The organism is Nocardia sp. CA-107356, from assembly GCF_050946365.1.
Taxonomy (GTDB): Bacteria; Actinomycetota; Actinomycetes; order Mycobacteriales; family Mycobacteriaceae; genus Nocardia.
The window spans coordinates 772,644-797,711 of record NZ_CP191992.1 but is presented as its reverse complement, the minus strand read 5'-3'; the positions used below and the strand labels follow the sequence as shown (position 1 = coordinate 797,711).

Below are 25,068 nucleotides of genomic sequence, written 5' to 3'. Positions count from 1 at the left end.
GGCCTTTCCCGACAGGCCGGCCGGTCCCGAACCGGCACCGCCGTCACAGCCGATATGCCCAGCAAACCGCTGTCGGCCAACCATTCCCGATCCGCGCACCCGGGGCGAGTACGCGAGCGCCGCGAATCGGGTACCGCGCCGGGCAGCTCTTGCCGACTTACAGTGTCCGAGTGAGTGAAAGTCCCGGCTGGAGCGCTATCGACGCCGCGTTGGAACAGCTGTATCACGACATCGAACCCAGCCATTGGGCGACGCGGGTGCCCTGGTCGCTCGGCGGTCCCGATCCGCTGGACGGCATCAGCGCCTATCCGCGCACCGAACCAGTTCCGCACTGGCATTACGTCAGCTATGGCATGACCGAGCTGCACGAGAAGGAATGGGACGATCCAGATGAATCGGGTTGGGGATTCGAGTTCACATTCCGGCTGGTCCGACAGCCGCAAGAGCCCGAACCTCCGGTCTGGCCCGCCACCTTCCTGCAGAATCTGGCACGCTACGTATTCCAGTCCGGGAACGGGTTCGCACCCGGCCACACCATCAAGGCCAACGGCCCGATCGCCGCCGAGCGCGCGGATTCGGATATCCACGCCGTCGCCTTCACCGTCGATCCGGAGCTCGGCGCCATCGACACACCGCATGGACGCGTCCAGTTCCTGCAGATCGTCGGCCTGACCATGCCGGAGTACCGGGCCGCACAGGGCGGGCACACGCTCGCGGTGCTCGACGAACTGGCGCCGCACCTACCGCTGTTCGTCACCGATATCGACCGCGGACCACTGATCGAGGAGCCGAAGGCCAAGGCGGAATGGCCGCGCTGGGGCGGGGGTCTGCGCGGGCGCGCGTAGATTTCGCACTGGAGGAAGATCAACGATCCCGAAGGGGGACGACCTTGCCCGAATTGCCGTTCGACTCGCTCTACCGGCACGGGTTCACGCGGGTGGCGGTCGCGGTACCGCGGGTCCGGGTCGCCGATCCCGCCTACAACGTCGAACAGACGCTGGAGCTGGCCCGACGAGCGGCCGCCGACGGCGTGGTGTTGACCGTCTTCCCCGAACTCGGGCTCTCCAGCTATACCGCCGACGATCTGTTCCACCAAGACGCGCTGACCGACGCGGTGGACGCGGCGCTCGAACGCGTCGTCGCCGAGAGCGCGGAGATCGATACGGTGCTGGTGGTCGGGGCCCCGGTGCGGGCGCAGGGGCGACTGTTCAACTGCGCGATCGCGATGTGCCGTGGCACCGTGCTGGGTGCGGCACCGAAGAGCTACCTGCCGAACTATCGCGAGTTCTATGAGAAGCGCCAGTTCGCGGCGGCCAGGGAGACCCTGGACGACCACATCACGATCGCCGGGCAGCGGGTGCCGTTCGGGGCCGATCTGCTGTTCACCGCGACCAATGTCGACGGCTTCGTATTCCATCTGGAGATCTGCGAGGACGGCTGGGTTCCGTTGCCACCCAGCGGATATGCCGCACTGGCGGGTGCGACCGTACTGGTCAATCTGTCGGCGAGCAATATCGTCATCGGCAAGGCCGACTATCGGCGTGCACTGTGCACATCGCACTCCGCGCGCTATCTGGCCGCCTATCTGTATTCGGCTGCCGGACATGGTGAATCGACCACCGATATGGCCTGGGACGGACAGGCGCTGGTGTGTGAGAACGGCGAGCTGCTCGCCGAAGGTGCGCGATTCTCCGACCATCCCCAACTGGTCACCGCGGATCTCGACATGCAGCGGCTGGCCGCGGACCGCATCCGTACCACCAGCTTCGCCGACAATGTGCACGATCACCGCGACCGGCTGGTCCGGCTCCGGCGCATCGAGGTCGAGCTGCCCGTCCCGACCGGCACGCTGGCGCTGCACCGCGAAATCCAGCGCTTCCCTTACGTTCCCAGCGATCCGGCAGCTCGCAATGAACGCTGCGCGGAGGTGCACCACATCCAGGTCGAGGGCCTGAGCACCCGCTTGCGCGCCATCGGCAGCGAGCGCGTTGTCATCGGCGTCTCCGGCGGACTCGACTCCACCCAGGCATTGATCGTCGCGGCCAAGACCATGGATCGGCTCGGGCTGCCTCGGACGAATGTGCTCGCCTACACCATGCCCGGCTTCGCGACCAGCACCCGTACCCGCACCGACGCGCACGCGCTGATGGAGGCGCTCGGCGTGACCGCACGGGAAGTCGATATCCGTCCGTCCGCCACCCAGATGCTGCGCGATCTGAATCACCCTGCCGCCGAAGGTGTTCCGCAGTACGACATCACCTATGAGAACGTCCAGGCCGGTGAGCGCACCGCGCATCTCTTCCGGCTTGCCAACCAGCACAAAGCACTTGTCGTCGGCACCGGTGACCTCAGCGAACTCGCCTTGGGCTGGTGCACTTTCGGCGTCGGCGACCATATGGCGCACTACAGCGTGAACGCCTCGGTACCGAAGACGCTGATCAAATACCTGATCGCCTGGGCCGTCGACACCGACCAGTTCGGCGATGCAGCGGGCAAGGTGCTGTCATCGATCCTGCAGACCGAGATCTCGCCGGAGTTGGTGCCCAGCGACGACTCCACCGCCCCGAGCCAGAGCTCCGAAGCCACCGTCGGCCCCTATGAGCTGCAGGACTTCCACCTCTACTACCTGCTGCGCTTCGGTTACCGTCCGAGTCGCATCGCCTATCTGGCCCGACATGCCTGGTCCGAGCGCGAACTCGGCAGCTGGCCGGACCTCATCCCCGCCGACCAGCGCAATTCCTACGATCTGCCGACGATCAAACACTGGCTGGCCGAATTCCTCCGCCGCTTCGTGCAGACCAGCCAGTTCAAACGCTCCACCCTGCCCAATGCCCCGAAAGTCGGTTCGGGCGGCTCACTTTCACCGCGCGGCGACTGGCGCGCACCCAGCGACGCCTCCGCCGCCGCATGGTTGGACGAACTCGCCCGCAACGTGCCGGAGCGCTGAGCGCTCAGGCCGCGGCGGGCGGGCGGTATTGCCGCGAACCGACATCCGCCGACCCGCGCCGCACCGATACTCCGCGCGCGCGAACGGCCCGCCGCTGCCGTGCCCTGGCCGCGCGCGTGGACCGAATGCCGATGACTATCCAGGCAATTCGACGTCGGCTGGCAGCAAGCACGGCCCGGATGTTCATGACTTCTCGGCGACGATCACCGAAAGCAGTTCGACCAGATCGGCTTCGGCCTTCGCCTTGTCCACACCGACATCGGACAGGATTCCGGTACCGTTCTCCTGTTCGAGCAGCGCGAGCAGGGCATGTTCGGTGCCGATGTAGTTGTGTCCCAAGCGCAGTGCCTCGCGGAAGGTCAGCTCCAGCACCTTCTTGGCCTCGGAATCGAACGGAATGAGCGCTGGCATATTCGCCTGATCAGTGGGCTGTTCGGCAAGGGCCGCCGCCGCCGCGTTGCGGACGGCAGCGAGCTCGATACCTTGGGCGGTAATCGCCCGTGCACCAAGACCTTCCGGCTGGGAGAGCAGACCCAGCACCAGATGGCCGACGGCGATCTGCGGATGATCGGACGTGCGCGCCGCCTCCTGGGAGACCACCACCATCTTGCGCGCCCGCGGGGTGAACTTCGCGAAGCCCGCATTGGGATCCATGGCCGCCGGATCACCGGGGCCCTTGGGTACGAACCGCTTCTGCGCGGCCTGTTTGGTGACGCCCATGCTGGCGCCGATATCGGTCCACGAGGCGCCGGAGCGGCGGGCCTGATCCACGAAGTGGCCGATCAGATGATCGGCCACTTCGCCGAGGTGCCCGGCCGTGACCACCGCATCGGAGAGTTGTTCGAGCACGTCGTCCGGACGCGCCTTCTTGATGCCCTCGATCAGATCGTCGAGCCGTATGTTTGTTGCCATGCGTCAACCATAAGTTGACGATCTGCTTCCGTCAACCCTTAGTTGACGATTCGGGTCGAAGATCGGTCGGGCATCGGAACACAGCTGGGCACAACGCGATTCGAACGGCACCGCCGCCTCGCGCGGCGGTCAAGGGCGCGCGGCCCGCCCCGCACCCTGAACGATCTGTTCCTTGAACCAGGCCGCCGGCCGGCCGGTCAGCACGGTCCGCCCCGGCGAGTCATCGCTGTGCAAGAACTGGATGACTCCATCGCGACGCCCCAGGCTGATGCACTGGAAGTAGTACCGGAACCGCAGTTCACGGGGCTCGCGGCCGGCCAGCCGCGCGAGGACCGCATCGGCCGCGTACTTACCGGTCGGCAGTGCCGTCGCACAGGCCATCCGCAGGTCGCGGCCATCGGGACCGACGACCACCGCCGCGTCACCGGCCGCGTACACCTCGGGATGCGACACCGAGCGCAACGTCTCATCGGTCAGCACCCGGCCGTGCCCGTCCACCGCGAGCCCCGATCGCCCCGCAAGATCCGCAACACCGAAGCCCGCGGTCCACACCGTCGCCGCGGTCTCGAGCACGGATCCGTCGGCCAACCGCACACCGTCCGGCATCACCTCGATAACCTTTGCATCCGAACGGATCTCGACACCGAGCCGCTCGAGCACCCGTCGCACATGCTCCTGCGCCCGCCGGGAAAGCCAGGATGCGGGCGCATCCGAGCCGACCAGCAGCACCCGCGAATCCGGTTGGTACTCCGCCAATTCCGCGGCCAATTCGATGCCGGTGGCACCGCTGCCGACCACCACGATCCGGGCGGCCGAGATACTTGTCCGCAGCCGCTGCGAATCCTCGGGCGTCGCCACCGAATACGCGTGCTCGGCCACCCCCGGCACACCGGTCGCGTCATTCGTACTGCCCAACGCGTAGATGAGCGAGTCGTAGTCCAGGGCCACTGCGCCATCGAGAATCACCTGCTTACGCACGGTGTCGATCCCGTTCGCCCAGGCCAGGACGAAATGGATCTGCTCGGGCTCGAGCAACTCTCGCAGATCCCACTCCGGGATCGACTGCCCGGCACCGTATTGGTGCAATCGCACCCGTTCGACGAAGCTCGCGCTGGCGTCGACGACGGTGATATGGGCGTCGCGGGCGGTCCGCGCCAGCCTGCGGGCCGCCGCCAGCCCCGCGTATCCGGCGCCGAGGATGACGATTCGATGCTGTCCGGTCATGATGTGGCTCCCTTTCGATCGGCCGACACCCCTTAGACCGGACAGGCCACCGATCCCTGACAGCTTCGGGACATGACCCACGTCACTGCGCGACCACGCCGTCGACGCGGCCGATGTAGGACAGCTTCTCCGGATTGACGATCAAACGCAGCGCCGTCACCACATCATCGAGGGTGTCCACACCGACGACCAGCATGGGCTCCCCCGCCAGCCGGACGACGACGGCGAGCGCGCCGTTGATCTCCTCCAGCGCGATCTTCGTCCCGGGCACCTCCCACCGAAACAGACCGGCCAGGTAGCGCGCGACCGCGGCCGCGCCGACCACCGGCCGACGAGCCGCATTGACCAGGCCGCCGCCATCCGCGGTCGAGGTGACGTCAGCGGCGAGCATCCGCTCCAGCGCCTCGATATCACCGATGCGCGCCGCCTTCAGGAAACGCTCGATCAGCTCGCGGGCCTGGTCGGCCGGAACATCGAAGCGCGGGCGTCCTTCGCGCACCCGCACACTCGCCCGGCGGAAGATCTGCTGGGAATTGGCCTCGGATACCGCGAGCATGTCCGCGATCTCCCGGTGGGCGTAGCCGAACGCCTCGCGCAGTACGAAAACCGCCCGCTCGATCGGATTCAACCGCTCCAGCGCCGTCAGCAGCGCCAGCGATACCAGCTCACGCTCCTCCACCGACTCCAACGGCCCGAGTTCGCCGCGCGCGGTCGGCACCGGCTCCGGCAGCCACGGTCCGACGTAGGTCTCGCGGCGCGCCCGCGCCGAAACCAGCCAGGTGCGGCAGAGATTCACGATCGCAGTGGTCAGCCAGGCCTCGGCCGAGCGGATCATGGCGCGATCGGTGCCATCCCAGCGCAGGTAGGTCTCCTGCACCGCGTCCTCGGCCTCGGTCGCGGATCCGAGCATCCGATAGGCGAGCGCGAACAGGCGCGGGCGATGCGCCTGGAATTCGCGCAATCCATCCGGTTCCACCGCCACCTTCTTCCGCGCTCGGCCGCCGAAGATGACGGTACCGGTCGGGAGCGACCCGACCCCAGAGAGTTCGGTAGGTGGCCCAATGGTGCGGCCACCACCGAAAACCTTGCCGAGATCGAAACCCCAGAGCCCGAAACCCTCGAGCGCCGCAAGAGTACTCATGACTGCGCCTCGCTCATAGCCACAGCATTCCCGCCCGGCCTTGATGATTCCTTACGGAATGCCAGACGAGATCAGTGCTGTAGATCGTCCACCTGACGTTCCTTGCTCGGACTGCGCAGCCGCAGTCGACTGGCCCCGCGGATCACCGGACGACGAATCGCGGGCCGCCGCCGCTGCGCCCGGCGCTGCGCCCGGCGCTCGGATGGCTTGTGCTGCCAGGTCTCCGGGCGCGCGGCGACCCAGCGCTGCGAATGCCAGGCGAACGGGATATGCCCGAGGTACAGCGCGACGAGCACCAACAGCAAGACGATCGGATAGGTGACCAGCGCCGCCGCCGCGAGCGCGGTCAGCACCAGCAATCCGGCCGCGGCCTGCGGCGCGACCGATACGGACTTCATCGCCAGCGTCGGAATCGTGCTGACCGCCAACGCCGCAGCGAAGATCGTCCAGGCCGCGACCTCGTAATAGCCGACCCACCAGCCGTCGCCGAACTGCACATACAGTCCGATCGGGACCAGCGCGATCAGCGCCGCCGCCGGAGCGGGCACACCCACGAAGTACTCGCGCGACCACTCCGGTCGAGTGTCGTCATCGAGCAGCGTATTGAACCTGGCCAGCCGCAACACGATGCTCACCGCGAACACCAGCGCGATGATCCAGCCCGCACTGTTGCTGTCCAGCAATGCGATATAGAGCACCAGACCGGGCGCGACACCGAAGGAGATGGCGTCGGAGAGCGAATCGAGTTCCGCGCCCATCTTGGTGGTGGCGGCCAGCATCCGGGCCAGCCGACCGTCGAGCGTATCGAGCACTGCCGCCGCGCCTACCATCGCCAGCGAGATGTCGAGTTTGCCATCCAGGGCGAACTTCACCGCGGACAGTCCGGCGCAGAGCGCCAGGATTGTCACGATGCTCGGCAACAGCCGGATGGTCCGGCGCCTTCGCTGCGGTGTGGGCAGGGCCTGCTCCATCATGAGTCGGTAGAAAGTACGGCCAGAACGGTTTCGCCCCCGATCGTGCGTTGTCCGGGTTCGACGAGCAGTTCGGAACCCGCCGGGAAGTAGGTGTCGACGCGGGAGCCGAAACGAATCAGGCCGTAGGTTTCGCCGATGGTCAGCGTGTCACCGACCTGGGCGTCGCAGACGATGCGCCGCGCCAGCAGACCAGCGATCTGGACGACCACGATCTGCGCGCCGCCCGCGGTATCGATGACCATGCTATTGCGTTCGTTCACCGCACTGGCCTCGGGCAGATCGGCGGAACGGAAGTGACCGGACTGATGCAGTACGGTGCGCACAGTGCCGGAGATCGGTGTGCGCTGCACGTGCACGTCCAGCACCGAGAGGAAGATGCTCACCCGCGGCAGTGGCTGGTCGCCGAGACCCAGTTCTGCGGGCGGCGTCGCGGTATCGACGAGGGCGATCTCACCGTCGGCCGGGGCAACGACCACACCGGCCCGGTTCGGCGGCACCCGGTTCGGATGCCGGAAGAAAGTTGCGCAGGCCGCGGCGGCCAGCAGACCCGTGCGACGCACCCACTTGCGCTTACCGCCGATCACCGCCACCGCGAGCGGCGCCGCGACAAATGGCAGCCCGGCGGGATGCAGCGGGGGGATCGCGGCCCGGACCAGATCGACGACATGGCCGACTCCGGTCGTTTCGGGCGTGCCGGGCGGGGTGGGACGGCGTGCCACAGGCTCCTCTTTCGTACTCGATGCAGACGGATTGCGCCCCTCAACGATAGGTCGGCGCAAGCGTTCACACCTTACGGGAACGGAGCCTGCGGCACTGCGGCGTTCGGATCAGGCCTGGCGGAGGTCCGGGTCACCACGCAGAGCCCGCGAACGTCGCACATCCAACACAGCTGTCAGTGGGCGGCTCTACGGCCGGTGAACAGCTTGACCAGGAACAGCAGAATTACCGCGCCCCCGAGGCAGGTGAAGAAGCTGAACCAGAGTCCGCCGCCTTCGACATCGACACCGAGCAACTTCAGTAGGAATCCGCCCAGTAGGCCTCCGACGACGCCGACAACGATGTTGAGAAGGATGCCCTGTTGCGCATCCGTCTTCATGAACTTGCTGGCGATCCAGCCGGCGAGACCGCCGATGATGATCCACCCGATAATCCCGAGTCCGAGCATGGTGTCCTCGAATCACTAGTTGGGGCAGCGCCACACCACAGGGCGTGCTTCGAAGGTATACCCGCCGAATGTGAGAATACGCACTGCCATCACGCGCATGGGAGGCTAATATGAGGGGGCCTCATGTCTACGGGGACGTAGGTAGTGGGCCGATGAGGGACTCATTTCGATGCTTCGGGGTACAACCCGGCGGCGCCGCCGCAGGTACATAGGAGACGCATAATGGCCGCTCGAATCGCCCAGACAACGGGTGCAGCGCACACGGCGATCCTCGGGCTCGGCGTATACCGCCCCGCCCGAATCGTCACGAACGACGAAGTGGCCGGGCCGATCGACTCGAGTGACGAGTGGATCCGCACCAGGTCCGGCATCAAGACCCGGCGGTTCGCCTCGGCGGAGGAGACGATCCAGTCCATGAGTGTCGCCGCCGCGCGCGGCGCACTCGAATCCGCTGGCGTCGACGTCGACCAGGTCGATTGCCTCATCGTGGCCACCTCGACCCACCTGCTGCTCACCCCGGCCGCCGGTCCGCGGATCGCGACCGAGCTCGGGATGAACGGGTCGGCGGCCTTCGACGTCGCGGCGGGTTGTGCTGGTTTCTGTCATGCGCTCGCGATGGCCTCGGATCTGGTGCGCTGCGGGACCGCCCAGCACGTGCTGGTGATCGGGGTCGAGAAGTTGACCGACACCGTCAATCCGAAGGATCGCTCCACCGCATTCCTGTTCGCCGACGGCGCGGGTGCGGTAGTGGTCGGTCCGGCGGAGGAGCAGGGCATCGGCCCGACGGTCTGGGGTTCGGACGGCACCCAGCACCACGCGATCCGCCAGGACAAGGACTGGATGGAATACTTCCGCGAAATCGAGGAAAAGGGCCTGGACGCGGTCCGGCCCTATCTCGCGATGGAAGGGACGGCGGTATTCCGCTGGGCCGCACATTCACTGGAGAAGGTGTGTCGCGACGCCGTCGATCGTGCTGGCCTGTCCACCGATGACCTGGACGCGATGATCCCGCACCAGGCCAACGGCCGGATCATCGAGATCATGGCCCGGGTACTGAAACTGCCCGAGCACTGCGCACTTGCCAACGATATCGAGGAGACCGGAAATACCTCGGCCGCCTCGATTCCGCTGGCCATGGAGGCGTTGCTGCGCAAGGGCGAGTCGAAGCCGGGCGATACCGCGCTGCTGATCGCCTTCGGCGCGGGTCTGTCCTATGCCGCACAGGTTGTCACGATGCCGAACTGGCAGTGACAACCTCGCGGCAACAACTCAGCCCAGACCCCAGGTGACCTTCACCGTGAAGGTCACGGTCTGGGTGCCGGGTTCCAACCGGAACGACTCTGCGGCACCGACCTTCGGGGTGTTGTCGTCGCGGCTGCTGGCCTCGTTGATGGTGATGACATCGGTCAACTTCGATCCGGCCAGCACCGCGTACTGATCGGCCCTCGACTTGGCGTCGGCGAAGGCGCGCGAGCGCGCGTCGGCGAGCAGCTTCGAATCGTCCTCGATCGCGAAAGATACCCCGCGCATGCGGGTTTCATTGCCGCCCGCCTTGGTTCCCGCGTCCAGGATCGCCGAGCCCTTGGACAGATCGCGGATCACGATATGCACCGAGTTGGTGGCCCGGTAGCCGGAGATGACGTGTCCATCCGGACCGTACTGCGGCTGGATGGAGACGTCCTTGGTCTGCATATCCTCGCGGGCGAGTCCGGCGGCGACCATGGCGTCGGTCATCGCCTTGGACTTGTCGTTGGCGCCGGCGATGGCCGCGGAAACGTTGTCGGCGTTCACCTCGACGCCGAGATCGGCGTTCAGGGTGTCCGGTGCGCCGCGCACCTGGCCGGTGCCGACCACCGTGACCTCGCGCGCGGGCGCCGAATCGGATTTACCGCATCCGGTGAGCAGCAGGGCCGAACCGACTACGGCGACAATGACTATCGGATAACGCGTGTTGGGTCGCATAGTCGCAACCTAGTCATCCGACCGCACGAAAACACATCCGATGACTAGACCGACGCCTCGACCACCGACTTGATCTTGCCGAGCGTTTCCTGCATCCCACGCTCGAGCAGCTCCTCGAACGGCGCCTCGCCGCCGAGCGCGGCATCGATGGCCCTGCGGGAGAACCAGCTGGTGCCATTGGGTACGTCACGGCGTTCGATCAGCCGGGTGCCGGTGGCGGTCGGCTCCAGCGTGTAGCTCCAGATGCTGTAGTTCTCGTTGATACGAAATGCAAAGGCCTGGTTGGGCTCATAGCGCACGATGCGCGCGGTGGTCGGCCAGTACTTCTTGCCGTCGGTGTTGAGATTGATCGTCCAGGTGCCCGCCTTCGGCGCGCCGAACGCAAGCATCCGCACGCACTGTGGACTGAACTCCGGCATCCGCTTCAGATCGGAGACGACAGCCCACACCCGTTCCGGCGGAGCGGCGATGTCGATCGCGGCTTCGATATTTTTCGGCAACGCTGCCTCCGGGAAGTGCTAGCACGACTTGACGATCACGCAACATCCTAGTCGGCCGCTGTTGGAAGACAAATGGGTCACTTTTTTGCGATTTGTTTGCCGGCCCTTGTAATAGCGCGCGCACAATATCGGATAGATGAAGCATCAGACACTGCCACAAGATTTTCCGTCCAGCGTGAGGTGATCGGCCGTGAAACTGCGCTTACTCTTACATCGTCGGCATGCCGGCGATGTCCCGCTGCTTCCCGCCATCGACTTCGAGAAACCGGCCGCCAAGTACACCGCCGCGCCGCGCAGCAAGCGCAAGATCGCTCAGGAAGAACGACTGGAGCGCCTGCTCACGCCCACTGAACTCGACTTGGTGCGCGAGCATCGCGTTTGACGAGCGTTCCATACTCAATAGGTGACTTCACCCGCTGCCACGAAGCCGGCCATCCTCAGTGTCGACGACGATCCAGGGGTCTCCCGTGCGGTCGTCCGCGACCTGCGCCGCCGTTATGGGGCCGATTACCGGATTCTGCGCGCGGAATCGGGCGCTGATGCGCTCGACGCCTTGCGTGAGATGAAACTGCGCGGCCAGCCGGTCGCGGTACTGATCGCCGATTACCGGATGCCGGGCATGGACGGCATCGAATTCCTCGAACAGGCCATGGATCTGCACCCCTTCGCACGCCGGGTGCTGCTGACCGCCTACGCCGATACCAGCGCCGCGATCGACGCGATCAATGTCGTAGACCTGGACCACTACCTGCTCAAACCGTGGGATCCGCCGGAGGAGAAGCTGTATCCGGTGGTGGACGGACTGCTGGAGGCATGGCGAAGCAACGACCACAAACCCGTCACCGAAACCAAGGTGGTCGGCAATCGCTGGTCGCCGCGGTCCTCGGAGGTGCGCGAGTTCTTGGCGCGCAATCAGCTGCCCTACCGCTGGTATCTGGCCGAGGAGCCGGAGGGCGCGCGGCTGCTGCAGGCGGCGGGCGCCGATCCCAATATCTGTCCGGTGGTGATCACCTCGACCGGACGGGCGCTGGTGCAGCCGAGTGACGGCGAACTCGCCGAAAGTGTCGGTCTCAACACCAATCCGACCGGTGAGTTCTACGACCTGATCGTGGTCGGCGGCGGACCGGCCGGACTCGGCGCCGCGGTGTACGGCGCGTCCGAGGGCCTGCGCACCGTGCTGGTGGAGCGCACCGCTACCGGCGGACAGGCGGGACAGAGTTCGCGCATCGAGAACTACCTCGGCTTTCCGGACGGCCTGTCCGGTGCGCAGCTGGCCGACCGGGCGCGGCGCCAGGCCGCCAAATTCGGGGCCGAGGTGATCACCACGCGCGAGGTGGTCGGGCTCGAGGTGAACGGGTCCGCGCGGACCGTGCGCTTCGCCGACGGTGGCCGGCTCTGCGCGCATACGGTGATCATCGCCACCGGTGTGGACTACCGACGCCATCCCGCGCCGGGCGTGGACGATTTCGCCGGGCGCGGGGTCTATTACGGTTCGGCCATGACGGAGGCCTCCGAATGCGCCGACCACGATGTCTACATCGTCGGCGGGGCCAATTCGGCGGGGCAGGCCGCGGTATTCCTGTCCCGCAACGCGCGCACGGTGCATCTGGTGGTGCGCGCGGATTCGCTGGACAAGTCCATGTCGCACTATCTGATCCAGCAGATCGCCGCGATACCGAACATTCGCGTGCACACCGGTACCGAAGTGACCGCCGCCGACGGCGTCGACCACCTGCAATGGATCGTGCTGCGCAATAACGCCACCGGTGCGGAAGAAAAAGCCGAGGCGGAACGGTTGTTCCTGTTCATCGGTGCCGCACCGCAGACCGACTGGCTCGACGGGGTGATCAAACGGGACGAGGCGGGCTATGTGCTCGCCGGTCCGGATCTGCTCGTCGAGGGGACCAGACCGGCGGGCTGGGAGCTACCCAGACCGCCACACCATCTGGAGACCAGCGTGCCAGGGGTTTTCGTGGCGGGCGACGTGCACGCCGATTCGGCGAAGCGGGTGGCCTCGGCGGTCGGCGAGGGCGCGATGGCGGTCATGCTCGTGCACCGGTACCTGGCGTGATAGGAGGCTGGACCATGAATTCGAAGGAGACAGCGGATCGCAGCAGCCATGTGGTCTGCGATCCCGCGGAACTGCGCAGCCTCTTTCTGTTCGAGAAGCTCGCCGACGAACAACTCGATCTGCTGTGCGCCGATGGACGCATCGAGATCGTCGAGCCGGGCCTGGTTTTCCGCGAGGGCGATCCGGCCACCTGTTTCTACGTCATGATCGACGGCGAGGTGCAGCTCACCAAGCTCTCCGGCGGTTCCGAGATCGAGATGTCGCGCACGGACTACCGCGGTGCGTACGCCGGTGCGTGGACCGCCTACCTCGGCGACAAGGTCGAGCAGAACTACACCGGCTCTATGTATGTGACCCGCCGGACGCGGTTCTTCGTACTCGACGCCGGCACCTTCGCGCGCATGATGCACGAATGGTTCCCGATGGCCGTGCACCTGCTCGAAGGCGCGTTCTTCGGCAACCGCAGCAATATCGAGCGGATCAACCAGCGCGAGCGGCTGCTCGCATTGGGCTCGCTGTCGGCAGGCCTGACCCACGAGCTGAACAATCCGGCCGCCGCCGCAGTACGCGCCACCTCCGGACTGCGCGATCGGATCGCGGGCATGCGGCACAAGTTGGCGATGATGGCCCAGGGCAAATTCGACACCACCTCCTTGGAGGCGCTGGTGCGTCTGCAGGAGGAGGCCGCGGCCCAGGTCGCGAAGGCTCCGGAGCTGACGACGTTGGAGGCCGCCGAGCGCGAAGACATCCTCAGCGAATGGCTGGAAGACCACGGGATCGACGACGGCTGGAATCTGGCGCCGAATTTCGTGCAGGCCGGTGTCGATGTGGACTGGCTGGAACGGGTTTCGGCCACCCTGGAGAGCCGCCAGGACCAGGTGTTCCAGGGCGCGATCCGGTGGCTGAACTACACCATCGAGACCGAACTGCTGATGAACGAGATCGCCGACTCGATCACCCGCATTTCCACACTGATCGGTGCGGCCAAACAGTATTCGCAGATGGACCGGGCGCCGTTCCAGGTGGTCGATATCCACGAACTGCTCGACAGCACACTGGTGATGCTCAGCCGCAAGATCGGCGACGGTGTCAAAGTGGTCAAGGAGTACGAGCGGACGCTGCCCGACGTGCCCTGCTATGCGGCGGAATTGAATCAGGTGTGGACCAACCTGATCGATAACGCGGTGTACGCGATGAACGGTCAGGGCACGCTGACCATCCGCACCCGGCACGAAAACGATTGCGCCGTCATCGAAATCGGCGATACCGGTCCCGGCGTGTCCCCAGATGTGCGCAGCCGCATCTTCGAACCGTTCTTCACCACCAAGCCGGTGGGCGAGGGCACCGGTCTCGGCCTGGACATTTCGTTCCGGATCGTGGTGAACAAACACCACGGCGATATTCAGCTCGACTCCGAGCCGGGCAACACCAGATTCACCGTCTGGCTCCCGCTGCACCGCCCCGAGGGAACCGACGAGAATGAAGCGCAGTCCGAAGCCGATACAGGAGGTCAGTGATGACGCAGGAACTGGATGGCATCGACCCGGCGGTCGCGCCGAGCGGTGCCGGCTGTATGGAATGCGAAGCGGCCAAGGGCTGGTGGGTCCACCTGCGTCGGTGCGCGCAGTGCGGTCACGTCGGCTGTTGCGACACCTCGCCGGAGCAGCACGCCTCCAAACACGCGAAGGACACCGGGCACCCCTTCATCCAGAGCTATGAGCCGGGTGAGGATTGGTTCTTCGATTTCCGGTCCGACGAGATGTACAGCGGTGGACCGGAACTCGCGCCGCCGACACATCATCCGGTGGACCAGCCGGTGCCGGGTCCGCGCGGCCGGGTGCCCGGCGACTGGCAGGCGCATATCCACTGACATCAGGGATCGTTCGAAAAATCGCAGGGGGCACACCGCACTGTGGGCTCCGTGACACCCAGCCGGTCCAACCCGGTACCCTGCACCGGACGCGCCGGAGACTCCGGCGCCGCGAGTTACCGGGGAACGCACGTGATCAAGCGAGTTACCGCCATCGTCCTGGCTACCGGGGCGGTGGCTTTCGCGCTGGCCGGATGTGGCAGTTCGGACGATTCCAGTACCGATGCGAACGGTCTGCGCAAGGGCACGACGGGCACCAGCACGCCCGTGAGCACCGGCACCGCGCGCCCGACCGGTACCGCGCCGACCACTACCGCCGACGCATCGACGACCACCAAGACCACGGCGAGCAACTCCTCGCTCGGCCCGGCGTCGAGTACCACCTGTGGTGAGTTCAAGAAATTGGACAGCACCGAGGAGAAGTCGCTGATCGAGCAGGTGCTCACGGAGAATCCGGGCAGTGCGTTCGAGGGCAGCCCGAATGTCGCCCTCGGCACCGCCAAACTCGTATGCCTGGCCCCCACCTACGCCGACACTCCGGTCGCGGTGGCCGCCGGGATCGTCGACAAGGACAAGTAGGCCGGGCGCCCTCGGCACCAACGCAGAACGCGCGTACGCGGAGACCAACTCCGCGTACGCGCGTTCGCTACGCATACCCGCCGAGCAGCCGCTGGCGCAGACTCAGGGCTGGCCGGTGGCCAGCGCCGTCAACGCGTCGACAAAGGGCTGCCCACCCATCACGGCGCCGCCGGCGAGTGCACCGGCGACCAGGCCGATCGTCCCGGTGATCACGCTGAAGATGCCGAACCCGACCAGACCACCGACGTATCCGCCGAGCACGCCGCCCAGAATCATGCCGAGGATGTTCTGGTTGGCCTGCTGCACGAAGTTGTCGAAGGAATTGATGTTCTTCAGTTCGGCGATATCTTTCGGACTCACCTCAGGAGTCAGCGATAGGCGTCGACCGCTATCGGCGATCTGGTAGCCGACCGGGATGGCATGCCCGGCGACCTCGAAGGTCAGCGGTACTTCGGCGATGACGGCCCCACTATCGGCCTGTACGTTCACCGCGTTGCCATTCGCGCTGAGCACGAACTTTCCGGCATCCAGCGTGGTGGTCACGACCTTGTCATCGGTGGACAGGGCGGTGTTGTAGCCGATTCCCTGCTCGACGCCAGAGGTAGTGACGGCCTGCTCGATGGCCGCCGGTTGCGCGTTCGCGGTGCCCGCGGTACCTCCCACTGCCGCAATGGTCATGACGGCGATCGCGCTGCACTTCCCGAACTTCATTCTTTGTTTCCCCTCCTAAATGTTGGCCGCCCATGTGGACGATTGTCGGTGACGTTCCCATGTCCGCAAATGGCTGGAGCGCAAGGCTTTAGCACGATCGAACCGACCATTCGTACCGATCTTCGGAACGAAATCACTGGTCACAGCTCCCAGCCGGGGAGGCTACATCACCTGGGCCGTACCGCCACGAACTGACGACGTTTCGGTTCCGTGGGAACATTCACAAGGTTGGTTGCAGGCCGAAAATAGCGGACCTGGGGACTCATCTGACGATCGATCCGACGGTCCACCGACCAACCGCGGTCGCGCGCGGGCAGAATGGCACAGTGGCAGAACTGGCGCTCACCGCACGACTGAATCCCTCCGCCGCCGATGCCAGACGCGGGGTGGTCCGACTGCATCCGGAGGCGCTGACCGCACTCGGGCTGCGGGAGTGGGACGGGATCACGCTGGTCGGGTCGCGGCGCACCGCCGCGGTGGTCGGGGTGGCCCCGGCTGGCACACCGGCCGGGGTGGCGCTCCTCGATGACGTCACGCTGTCCAATGCGGGACTGCGCGAGGATGCGAATGTGGTGGTGTCCCCGGCGACCGTGTACGGCGCCAAACAGATCTCGGTGAGCGGTTCGGTCCATGCCACCAGGACCATTCCAGCGGCGACGCTACGGCAGGCACTACTCGGCAAGGTGGTGACCGTCGGCGACGCGGTATCGCTGCTCCCCCGCGATCTCGGCCCCGATATCAGCTCTTCGGCTGCCACCCAGGCACTTTCGCGCACCTTCGGTATCGCGTGGACCACCGAGCTGCTGACCGTCACCGCGACCGATCCCGGACGCGCTGCGGTGAGTGTGCAGCCGAATACCGCGGTCGTCTGGGGCGCTGGTGCGGTGGCGGCCCGGGATTCCGCCGATCGGGCGGCGGCCGGGATACCGGCTCCGACGGGTGAGACCGCGCGCGGCGTCACCGAGGCCGCGGCCCTGCAGACCATGGCCGCGACCGACGGGGCGCGCGCGGGCTGGAGCGCGACGATCGGCGAATCCGCCATCACGGTCGAGGATCTGGCGGGCGCGCACGGGCAGGCCGCGAAACTCCAGGAATGGCTCAGCCTCGCCCTCGATGAACCGGAGCTGCTGAAAGCTCTCGGCGCCACACCACACCTCGGGGTATTGATCACCGGTCCGGCCGGGGTCGGCAAGGCCACCCTGGCGCGTGCGGTGACCGCGCCCCGGCGCATCGTCGAACTGGACGGCCCGACGGTCGGCGCGGCCGAGAGTGGCGCGCGGTTACGCGAGGTCGCCGCCGCGGTGGCCGAAATCAGCTCCGGGCGGGGCGGAATCCTGCTCATCACCGATATCGATGCCCTACTGCCCGCATCGGCCGAACCGGTCGCCACCCTCATCCTGGATCAGCTGCGCGCGGCGATGGCCGAAACCTCCGTCGCATTCCTCACGACCACGGCGCATCCGGCCGGTATCGATCCACGGCTGCGGGCGCCGGATCTCTGCGATCGCGAGCTCGCACTCGCGCTGCCGACCGCGGCGGTGCGCAAGGCGCTGCTGGAGCAGTTGCTGCGCAAGGTGCCGACCAAGGATCTCAAGCTCGATGAAATATCCTCCCGTACACCGGGATTCGTGGTCTCCGACCTGGCCGCACTGTGCCGGGAGGCGGCGCTTCGCGCGGCATCGCGGGCCAGTAAACAGCATTCGGAGCCGGAGCTGACGCAGGCGGACCTGCTCGGCGCCACCGAGGTGATCCGGCCGCTATCACGTTCCGGCACCGAGGAACTCGCGATCGGCAGTCTCAGCCTGGACGACGTCGGGGATATGGTCGAGACCAAAGAGGCACTCACCGAAACCGTGCTCTGGCCGCTGCGGCATCCGGATTCGTTCGCTCGTCTCGGCATCCATCCGCCGCGCGGCGTACTGCTGTACGGCCCGCCCGGCTGTGGCAAGACGTTCCTGGTGCGCGCACTGGCGGGTACCGGCCAGCTCAGCGTGCACGCGGTCAAGGGCGCGGAGTTGATGGACAAATGGGTCGGCGCGTCCGAACGCGCGGTGCGCGAATTGTTCCAGCGCGCACGCGATTCCGCACCGTCGCTGATTTTTTTGGACGAGGTGGACGCGCTCGCGCCGCGCCGCGGCCAGGGCAGCGATTCCGGTGTCGGCGATCGCGTGGTCGCGGCACTGCTCACCGAACTCGACGGCGTGGAACCCCTGCGTGACGTGGTGGTTCTCGGTGCGACCAATCGCCCGGAGCTGATCGATCCCGCACTGCTGCGGCCCGGTCGGCTCGAACGCCTGATCTTCGTGCCACCACCGGACGGCGACGCTCGATTGGAAATCCTGCGGGCCGCCGGAAAGTCGGTACCGCTGGCCGCCGATGTCGACCTCGCCGCACTCGCCACCGACCTGGACGGCTACTCCGCGGCCGATTGCAGTGCCCTGCTGCGCGAGGCCGCGCTGGCCGCGATGCGCCGCGATGTGGATGCCGCCGATGTCACCGCCGCGGATGTCGCATCGGCCATAGCGGTGGTGCGACCGTCACTCGATGCCGATCAGGTCGAGTCGCTGCGCCGGTACGCCGACACCAGGCGATAGCCGTTACCGATGGCCGCGCAACCCTCTGGTAATCCACTCCTTCCTGGGGTTTCCGCAAATCCGACATATTCGGGCTATATGGCCGCAATCACCGGTTCCCGGGTTGCGCGGGGGTAAGTTCGGCGAGGTGCACAAGATCGGCAATGCCGTCGACACGATCACGGCCTGCTTAGGGGCCGTGGTCGCGGGCGTCGCACTGTTCCTGCCGATCAACTTCAGTTGGACCACCGAAAGTTCGGCGTATCGGATGGCCAGCCTCAACAACAGCGTCCCGCGCGGGGCCGCGATCGGGGTGATCGTCGCCGTTGCCGTCGCGGTGCTGGTGATCACCTTCGACAAGCAGGTTGCGGCCTGGGCGGCGGCGCTCTGCGCCGCGGTCGCCATGGACGTCAATCACTTTGCCGGACGCAATGTTTCCTCGGCCGACATGCTGACCACGCAGAACTATCTGGATTCGATCCTGGCCGGTGTGCTGCTCGGCGCATTGGGTGTAGCGGTACTGCGGCGACCGGGACCGGCGGCCGGATTCGCGATCGGCGGCGCGGGATTCTTCGTCTTCGGTGACCCCTCCGAGCTACTGGAGATCGTCACCGGCAACCCGCACGCGGTGCTGGAGACACCGCCGCGCTGGCTCATCGGCGTGGCGGTGGTGTTGCTCATCATCAGCACGCTGCGCAACCGATCCCAGCCCGAGGAGTCGCGTTCGCCGCGGATAGCCATCGAACTTCCGGTGACCCCGATCCTGGCCTCGATGGTGCTCGCTCTGGTGATCCTGGCGATTACCGAATGGCTGGCGCGGCAATATCAGCACGCACCCGATGTCAGTCACGCGGTCGAGATAGGGATGGCGGTGGCAGCGACGGTCATCGCCGCCACCGCCGCGGCCATGCTGCTGCCCGGCCGGGACGGGTACGGGGTGTATCTCGCGGTGTGCCTGGTCGCCGCCGCGGACGCGATCGGCGGTAACACGCGGCCCGGTTGGAGTGTTGCCGCGCTGCTCGCGCTCACCGCGCTCGGACTGCTGGTCGGCATCCGCCTGCCCTCGATGTTCATCGCCATCGTGCTGATCGCGGGGCTCGCGATATTCGCCCTGGTGAAATCGACCAACGACCATCGCTTTGTGATCGCGGCGGCCGGCGGGGCCCTCGCCTTGACCGCCGGCTACTGTTGCGGCGCCGCATGGCCCCGCTACGCGCCGAGCGGTGTGCTTGCCATCTCGGCGCTATATCTGCCCTCGATTATCACCGCACTGCCGCGCGACTCCAACGAATGGCCGCCGGCCGGGAGCGCCGACCACCAGACGCTGGCGGGCCGGACAGCGCTCGCCATCGTCTGCGGCTCGGCCCTTGGTTTGGTGATACTGCGCCGATTCCGGCCGCGCCGCCGACCGAAGCCGGATCATCCCACCGAAGGCGAAACGTTAGCGGACATATAGCCCAGCCGCACGGAGATGACATGGGCCATACTCGCTCGGCCGATGAAAGTCCCAGGCTCCACGTACGATCATTGGGCACCACCCCGCCGCAACGACCCGACGGAGTGCAGTTTGCTCGAAATCCTGCTCGCGCTCGCGATAGCCGCATTGGCGGCACCCCTGTGCGTGCGGACGTTGGGGCGCAACGGTTTCTATGTGCTCGCGCTGGTGCCGTTCGGCTGCCTCGGCTGGGTGATCGCGAATTGGGGTAGTACACAGCGGGTTCGGGTCGGCTGGGCGCCGAGTATCGAGATGAATATCGATCTGCGCTTCGATGCGCTGGCCGCGATCATGTCCGCGCTGGTGCTCGGCATCGGAACATTGATTCTGGCTTACTGCGCCCGGTACTTCGAGGACGACGAACCCCGGCTCGGGGTGTTCGCCGCACAGTTGGTCGCCTTCGCCGCGGCCATGTTCGGGCTGGTCACCAGCGATAACATGTTGCTGCTCTTCGTCTTCTGGGAAATGACGACGGTGTTGTCGTTCCTGTTGGTCGGCCACCATGCCGAGCAGGCCGTCAGTCGGCGGGCCGCGATTCAGGCGTTGCTGGTGACGGGCGCGGGTGGGCTGGCGATGCTGGTCGGGATCGTCATCCTGGGTCAGGTGAGCGGCAGCTATCTGCTGTCGGATCTGCTGGCCGGGCCGCCGACGGGCGTCGCGGTGGATGTCGCGGTCGTGCTCCTGTTGATCGGGGCGTTGAGCAAATCGGCGATCGTGCCGCTGCACTTCTGGTTGCCCGGCGCGATGGCGGCGCCGACACCGGTGAGCGCATATCTGCATGCGGCGGCCATGGTGAAGGCGGGTGTGTATCTGGTGGCCAGGCTCGCACCGGCATTCGCCGGTAGCCCGGTCTGGCATCCGCTGATCCTCACCCTCGGCGTCGCGTCGATGGTGCTCGCTGGGTTGCGATCGCTGCAGGTGACCGATCTGAAGCTGCTGCTCGCCTTCGGAACGGTGAGCCAGTTGGGGTTCCTGATTCTGCTGGTCGGGCTCGGCACTCCCGATGCGGCGCTGGCGGGGGCGGCGTTGATCGTCGCGCACGCGTTCTTCAAGGCGTGCTTGTTCATGGTGGTCGGGATCATCGACCACGGGGCCGGGACGCGCGATCTGCGGGAGTTGTCGGGGCTGGGACGTCGTGCGCCGGTCTTGTGCGCCGTCGCGGTACTCGCCGCGCTCAGCATGGCCGGAATACCGCCGCTGCTCGGGTTCGTCGGCAAGGAGAGTGCACTGGGCGCGATCCTGGACGCGGACATCCTCGCCGGGCCCGCCAGGTTGCTGTTGACCGCCGGTGTGGTGCTCGGGTCCATATTGACTGTCGGCTACAGCATCCGATTCATCTGGGGAGCCTTCGCGGATAAGGACCTACCGGACGCCGATGGCGGAAAATCGCCTGGCGAGCACGGACAGTGGCATGCACCAGGCGTGCCGTTTCTGGCCGCGCCCGCGCTGCTCGCCGTCGCAAGCCTGGTCGCCGGCCTCGCCGCGCCATGGCTGGATCAACTGCTGAACCCCTATGCGAAAACCCTTCCCGGCGTACTCGATTCGCATCTGTCCAGCTGGCACGGATTCAATGCCCCATTGGCGCTGACGATTCTGATCATCTGCGCGGGCATCGTGTTGTTCCGCATGCGCGGTCGCATCGGCGAGTCCGCGACGCTGCTCGGCAATGCCGACCGCGCCTACGACGCCACCCTGCGGACCATGGACCGGCTATCGCTGCGGATGACCGGTGCGGTGCAGCGCGGATCGCTGCCGCTGAGTCAGGCGACGATCCTGGTGACGCTGATCCTGCTGCCGACGGTGCTGCTCGCGGTCGGTACCCGCACCGGTGTTCGTCTGCGCCTGTGGGATTCGCCGTTCCAGGCCGCCATCGCCACGATCATGGTCGCGATGGCGCTCGGCGCGACGGTATTGCGCAACCGGTTGGCCAGTGTGCTGGTCGTCGGTGTCACCGGTTACGGCTGCGGTGTGATCTTCGCGCTGCACGGCGCGCCCGATCTTGCCCTCACCCAATTCCTGGTCGAGACACTGACTTTGGTGATCTTCATGCTGGTACTGCGCGCCTTCCCAGCCGAGATCGACGAAAGTCGCACGGCCGCATTCACAGTGCGCAGAGTGATCCTGTCCGCGCTGGTCGGCGCGACGGTCGCGGTGCTGGCGGCCTTCGCCATCGCCGCCCGATCGACCGAACCCATCTGGCACCTGATCCCCGATGCCGCATACACATTCGGGGGCGGGAAGAACGCGGTCAATGTAGTGCTCGTCGATATCCGGGCCTGGGATACGCTCGGCGAGATCTCGGTGCTCGTCGTGGCGGCGACCGGTGTCGCGTCACTGGTGTTCCGCAGTCGACGCTTCGGCAGCGCCCCGCGCGCGGCGGATGCCCCTAACTACGATCCGGACCTGGTGAGCTGGTTGTCCGCGGGCCGGTTGGTGGCTCGGCGCGACCGATCGATGGTGCTGCAGATCACCACTCGGCTGGTCTTCCCGACCATCATGGTGCTGTCGGTGTACTTCTTCTTCTCCGGCCACAATGCCCCCGGCGGCGGTTTCGCGGGCGGGCTGACCGCCGGACTCGCGCTGACGCTGCGCTATCTCGCGGGTGGCCGCTATGAGCTCGGCGAGGCACTGCCCGTCGACGCGGGACATCTGCTCGGCGCCGGACTGGCACTGGCCGCCGGAACCGCGGCCACCTCGCTGCTGGTCGGCGCGCCTGTGCTGTCCTCGGCGATGCTGACGCTGACGCTGCCGGTGATCGGGCACGTCAAGGTGGTCACCGCATTGTTCTTCGATCTCGGTGTCTATCTGATCGTGGTCGGTCTTGTCCTCGACGTGCTGCGCAGCCTCGGCGCCCGCCTGGACAGCGAACTGGCCACCGCCGAGGACGAATCCTCCTCCGCGCGGGGAGGCTTCCAATGACCGCGAATCTGACGCTGCTGATCCTGATCGGGATTCTCGTCGCGTGCGGGGTCTATCTGATCCTCGAACGCGCGGTATCGAAAATGCTGCTCGGCATGATCCTGTTCGGTAATGCGGTGAATCTGCTGATCCTCACCGTCGGCGGGCCGCGCGGCCGGCCGCCCATCCGCGACGAGGCCGGCCACGCCGGCCAGGAGATGGCCGATCCGCTGGCCCAGGCGATGATGCTCACGGCGATCGTGATCACCATGGGCCTAGCGGCTTTCGTGCTCGCGCTCGCCTATCGCTCCTACATCCTCACCACCACCGAAACGGTGCAGAACGATCCGGAGGACGTCGAGGTCGCCGCCCGGCGCAAGGGCGAGGATCCGGAGCATTGAGCGATCCGCTGACCACACTCGCGCCACTGCCGGTCCTGGTGCCATTGCTCGGGGCCGCGGGCACGCTGGTATTCGGACGGCAGCCCCGCATCCAGCGCACGGTGATGTTGTCCGTGCTCGCTGTCGTGGTCGTCATCTGCGCGATGCTGTTGTATCTGGTCGATCGCGATGGCACCACCGCGGTGCAGGTCGGCGGCTGGGGCACACCGATCGGCATCACACTGGTGGTCGACCGGCTCTCCGCGGCAATGCTTCTCGTATCCGCGATCGTGTTGCTCGCCGTCTCGGTCTACGCTGCGGGCCAGAACATTCGCGACGGTGACGCCCGGCAGCCGACTTCGATCTATCGGCCCACCTATCTCGTACTCACCGCGGGTGTTTCGGCCGCGTTCCTGGCTGGTGATCTGTTCAACCTGTTCGTCGGCTTCGAAATCCTGCTCGCCGCATCCTTTGTGCTGCTCACTGTCGGCGCGACCGCGGAAAGGATCCGGGCCGGTATCGCGTACGTGATGGTCTCGATGGTGTCGTCGCTGATCTTCCTGACCGGCATCGCACTGGCATACGCGACCACCGGAACGCTGAATCTGGCCCAGCTCGCCGTGCGTATGGGCGAGGCGCCCGACGGCATTCGGATGGCGGTCTACGCGGTGCTGCTGGTTGCCTTCGGCATCAAGGCGGCGGTGTTCCCGCTGTCGAACTGGTTGCCCGACTCCTACCCCACCGCCCCGGCCCCGGTGACCGCCGTCTTCGCGGGCCTGCTGACGAAAGTCGGTGTGTACGCGATCATCCGGACCCACACCCTGTTGTTCCCCGACGGCGGTTTCGACGACATACTGCTGGTCTGCGGCCTGCTCACCATGCTGATCGGCATCTTCGGCGCGATCGCGCAGAGCGATATCCGGCGGCTGCTGTCGTTCACGCTGGTGAGCCATATCGGGTACATGGTGTTCGGCATCGGACTTTCCACCACCGCAGGACTTTCCGGCGCGGTGTTCTATGTGGCGCACCACATTCTGGTGCAGACCGCGCTGTTCCTGGTGGTCGGACTGATCGAGCGGCAGGCGGGTTCGGTATCACTGCGCCGACTCGGCGGCTTGGCGGCGGCGAGTCCGCTGCTGGCCATTCTCTTCCTGGTGCCTGCTTTGAATCTCGGTGGTATACCACCGTTTTCGGGGTTCATCGGCAAAGTCGCCCTACTGCAGGCGGGCGCGGCGGCCGGCAGCGTACTGGCCTGGGTACTGGTCGCGGGTTCGGTGGTGACCAGTCTGCTCACGCTGTACGCCGTCGCACGGGTGTGGAGCAAGGCCTTCTGGCGGCCGCGCGCCGAGGCGCCGGAGGGACACCTCACCGCGGCGAAACCGCCGACGCTGATAGAGGATTCGACCGATGTGCGCTATGACGAGCGCACCGATCCAGGGCGGATGCCGGTGCTGATGGTGCTGTCGACGGCAGCGCTGGTGGCAGTCGGTCTCTGCCTGACGGTCTTCGCCGGTCCGATCCTGCGCATCGCCGACCGGGCGGCAACGGACCTGAGCGATCCCACCGTGTATGTCGGTGCGGTGCTCGACGGTTCGGACGCGCATGGCGAAGCGAGGAAGGGACCGATCCGATGAGCGAACACCGCAAGCCGTGCACAGCGCCGGGC

At 66.4% G+C, this 25,068-nt stretch carries 22 protein-coding genes; 13 read left to right on the top strand and 9 right to left on the bottom strand.

Annotated features, from left to right (window positions below; translation table 11 throughout):
- The first annotated feature begins 170 nt into the window (after positions 1-170).
- Together ACQP1G_RS03725 and ACQP1G_RS03720 are read left to right on the top strand one after the other, a co-directional pair.
- Positions 171-845 (top strand): suppressor of fused domain protein, encoded by a 675-nt coding sequence (locus tag ACQP1G_RS03725; RefSeq protein WP_433198359.1) that lies wholly within the window; start codon positions 171-173, stop codon positions 843-845.
- 44 nt (positions 846-889) lie between these two features.
- Positions 890-2,947: an NAD(+) synthase gene (locus ACQP1G_RS03720; protein WP_433198356.1), complete on the top strand. Its 2,058-nt coding sequence runs from the start codon at positions 890-892 to the stop codon at positions 2,945-2,947.
- Positions 2,948-3,130: 183 nt separating this feature from the next.
- Here the strand turns inward: ACQP1G_RS03720 and ACQP1G_RS03715 are convergent, their stop codons facing one another.
- The 6 genes from ACQP1G_RS03715 to ACQP1G_RS03690 form a co-directional block, all read right to left on the bottom strand.
- Positions 3,131-3,859, bottom strand: coding sequence for a Clp protease N-terminal domain-containing protein (locus tag ACQP1G_RS03715; protein ID WP_433198354.1), 729 nt, complete (start codon positions 3,857-3,859; stop codon positions 3,131-3,133).
- Positions 3,860-3,988: 129 nt separating this feature from the next.
- Complete coding sequence (locus tag ACQP1G_RS03710) at positions 3,989-5,083, bottom strand: NAD(P)/FAD-dependent oxidoreductase (RefSeq protein ID WP_433198353.1); 1,095 nt, start codon at positions 5,081-5,083, stop codon at positions 3,989-3,991.
- An 82-nt stretch (positions 5,084-5,165) separates the two neighbouring features.
- Positions 5,166-6,224 (bottom strand): RNA polymerase sigma-70 factor, encoded by a 1,059-nt coding sequence (locus tag ACQP1G_RS03705; RefSeq protein WP_433198351.1) that lies wholly within the window; start codon positions 6,222-6,224, stop codon positions 5,166-5,168.
- 71 nt (positions 6,225-6,295) lie between these two features.
- A complete protein-coding gene (locus ACQP1G_RS03700; RefSeq protein ID WP_433208119.1) occupies positions 6,296-7,195 on the bottom strand; it encodes a CDP-alcohol phosphatidyltransferase family protein in 900 nt (299 codons plus the stop codon).
- Positions 7,195-7,917, bottom strand: a complete 723-nt coding sequence (locus tag ACQP1G_RS03695; RefSeq protein ID WP_433198349.1) for a phosphatidylserine decarboxylase — start codon at positions 7,915-7,917, stop codon at positions 7,195-7,197. Before ACQP1G_RS03695 ends, ACQP1G_RS03700 begins: the two co-directional genes overlap by 1 nt.
- Positions 7,918-8,090: 173 nt before the next feature.
- On the bottom strand, positions 8,091-8,363 hold the full coding sequence (locus ACQP1G_RS03690) for a GlsB/YeaQ/YmgE family stress response membrane protein (RefSeq protein WP_433198347.1): 273 nt from the start codon (positions 8,361-8,363) through the stop codon (positions 8,091-8,093).
- A gap of 222 nt (positions 8,364-8,585) precedes the next feature.
- Between ACQP1G_RS03690 and ACQP1G_RS03685 the strand changes: the two genes are divergently transcribed.
- Positions 8,586-9,614 (top strand): beta-ketoacyl-ACP synthase III, encoded by a 1,029-nt coding sequence (locus tag ACQP1G_RS03685; RefSeq protein ID WP_433198345.1) that lies wholly within the window; start codon positions 8,586-8,588, stop codon positions 9,612-9,614.
- 18 nt (positions 9,615-9,632) lie between these two features.
- Here ACQP1G_RS03685 and ACQP1G_RS03680 read toward each other — a convergent pair whose 3' ends face one another.
- Positions 9,633-10,325, bottom strand: coding sequence for an SIMPL domain-containing protein (locus ACQP1G_RS03680; protein WP_433198343.1), 693 nt, complete (start codon positions 10,323-10,325; stop codon positions 9,633-9,635).
- Positions 10,326-10,369: 44 nt separating this feature from the next.
- The gene (locus ACQP1G_RS03675; RefSeq protein ID WP_433198341.1) at positions 10,370-10,825 is read right to left on the bottom strand and encodes an SRPBCC family protein; all 456 of its coding nucleotides are present in this window, start codon (positions 10,823-10,825) and stop codon (positions 10,370-10,372) included.
- A gap of 190 nt (positions 10,826-11,015) precedes the next feature.
- Here ACQP1G_RS03675 and ACQP1G_RS03670 point away from each other — a divergent pair, with 190 nt between their 5' ends.
- The 5 genes from ACQP1G_RS03670 (at position 11,016) to ACQP1G_RS03650 (ending at position 15,345) form a co-directional block, all read left to right on the top strand.
- Positions 11,016-11,207 (top strand): hypothetical protein, encoded by a 192-nt coding sequence (locus tag ACQP1G_RS03670; RefSeq protein ID WP_433198339.1) that lies wholly within the window; start codon positions 11,016-11,018, stop codon positions 11,205-11,207.
- A 21-nt stretch (positions 11,208-11,228) separates the two neighbouring features.
- Entirely contained in the window at positions 11,229-12,896 is a 1,668-nt protein-coding gene (locus ACQP1G_RS03665) for an FAD-dependent oxidoreductase (protein ID WP_433198337.1), read from the top strand.
- Positions 12,897-12,910: 14 nt separating this feature from the next.
- Entirely contained in the window at positions 12,911-14,413 is a 1,503-nt protein-coding gene (locus tag ACQP1G_RS03660; protein ID WP_433198335.1) for an ATP-binding protein, read from the top strand.
- Complete coding sequence (locus tag ACQP1G_RS03655) at positions 14,413-14,766, top strand: UBP-type zinc finger domain-containing protein (protein WP_433198333.1); 354 nt, start codon at positions 14,413-14,415, stop codon at positions 14,764-14,766. The genes ACQP1G_RS03660 and ACQP1G_RS03655 overlap by 1 nt, the downstream gene beginning before the upstream one ends.
- Positions 14,767-14,898: 132 nt before the next feature.
- On the top strand, positions 14,899-15,345 hold the full coding sequence (locus ACQP1G_RS03650; protein ID WP_433198331.1) for a hypothetical protein: 447 nt from the start codon (positions 14,899-14,901) through the stop codon (positions 15,343-15,345).
- A gap of 102 nt (positions 15,346-15,447) precedes the next feature.
- Here ACQP1G_RS03650 and ACQP1G_RS03645 read toward each other — a convergent pair whose 3' ends face one another.
- Positions 15,448-16,056, bottom strand: coding sequence for a hypothetical protein (locus ACQP1G_RS03645; RefSeq protein ID WP_433198329.1), 609 nt, complete (start codon positions 16,054-16,056; stop codon positions 15,448-15,450).
- A 326-nt stretch (positions 16,057-16,382) separates the two neighbouring features.
- Here ACQP1G_RS03645 and ACQP1G_RS03640 point away from each other — a divergent pair, with 326 nt between their 5' ends.
- The 5 genes from ACQP1G_RS03640 (at position 16,383) to ACQP1G_RS03620 (ending at position 25,036) form a co-directional block, all read left to right on the top strand.
- Positions 16,383-18,650: an AAA family ATPase gene (locus tag ACQP1G_RS03640; RefSeq protein WP_433198327.1), complete on the top strand. Its 2,268-nt coding sequence runs from the start codon at positions 16,383-16,385 to the stop codon at positions 18,648-18,650.
- 103 nt (positions 18,651-18,753) lie between these two features.
- Entirely contained in the window at positions 18,754-20,085 is a 1,332-nt protein-coding gene (locus ACQP1G_RS03635; protein ID WP_433198325.1) for a hypothetical protein, read from the top strand.
- Positions 20,086-20,196: 111 nt separating this feature from the next.
- Positions 20,197-23,043 carry a Na+/H+ antiporter subunit A gene (locus ACQP1G_RS03630; RefSeq protein ID WP_433198323.1) on the top strand — a complete coding sequence of 949 codons (2,847 nt, stop codon included), beginning with the start codon at positions 20,197-20,199 and terminating at the stop codon, positions 23,041-23,043.
- Complete coding sequence (locus ACQP1G_RS03625; protein WP_433198321.1) at positions 23,040-23,423, top strand: Na(+)/H(+) antiporter subunit C; 384 nt, start codon at positions 23,040-23,042, stop codon at positions 23,421-23,423. Before ACQP1G_RS03630 ends, ACQP1G_RS03625 begins: the two co-directional genes overlap by 4 nt.
- The gene (locus ACQP1G_RS03620) at positions 23,420-25,036 is read left to right on the top strand and encodes a Na+/H+ antiporter subunit D (protein WP_433198319.1); all 1,617 of its coding nucleotides are present in this window, start codon (positions 23,420-23,422) and stop codon (positions 25,034-25,036) included. The genes ACQP1G_RS03625 and ACQP1G_RS03620 overlap by 4 nt, the downstream gene beginning before the upstream one ends.
- Positions 25,037-25,068 lie beyond the last annotated feature (32 nt).

Excerpts from the sequence above, each read along its gene's own strand:
- ACQP1G_RS03715 (WP_433198354.1), bottom strand. The coding sequence starts at position 3,859 with ATGGCAACAAACATACGGCTCGACGATCTGATCGAGGGCATCAAGAAG.
- ACQP1G_RS03710 (WP_433198353.1), bottom strand. The coding sequence starts at position 5,083 with ATGACCGGACAGCATCGAATCGTCATCCTCGGCGCCGGATACGCGGGG.
- ACQP1G_RS03705 (WP_433198351.1), bottom strand. The coding sequence starts at position 6,224 with ATGAGTACTCTTGCGGCGCTCGAGGGTTTCGGGCTCTGGGGTTTCGAT.
- ACQP1G_RS03700 (WP_433208119.1), bottom strand. The coding sequence starts at position 7,195 with ATGGAGCAGGCCCTGCCCACACCGCAGCGAAGGCGCCGGACCATCCGG.
- ACQP1G_RS03690 (WP_433198347.1), bottom strand. The coding sequence starts at position 8,363 with ATGCTCGGACTCGGGATTATCGGGTGGATCATCATCGGCGGTCTCGCC.
- ACQP1G_RS03685 (WP_433198345.1), top strand. The coding sequence starts at position 8,586 with ATGGCCGCTCGAATCGCCCAGACAACGGGTGCAGCGCACACGGCGATC.
- ACQP1G_RS03680 (WP_433198343.1), bottom strand. The coding sequence starts at position 10,325 with ATGCGACCCAACACGCGTTATCCGATAGTCATTGTCGCCGTAGTCGGT.
- ACQP1G_RS03660 (WP_433198335.1), top strand. The coding sequence starts at position 12,911 with ATGAATTCGAAGGAGACAGCGGATCGCAGCAGCCATGTGGTCTGCGAT.
- ACQP1G_RS03655 (WP_433198333.1), top strand. The coding sequence starts at position 14,413 with ATGACGCAGGAACTGGATGGCATCGACCCGGCGGTCGCGCCGAGCGGT.
- ACQP1G_RS03645 (WP_433198329.1), bottom strand. The coding sequence starts at position 16,056 with ATGAAGTTCGGGAAGTGCAGCGCGATCGCCGTCATGACCATTGCGGCA.
- ACQP1G_RS03625 (WP_433198321.1), top strand. The coding sequence starts at position 23,040 with ATGACCGCGAATCTGACGCTGCTGATCCTGATCGGGATTCTCGTCGCG.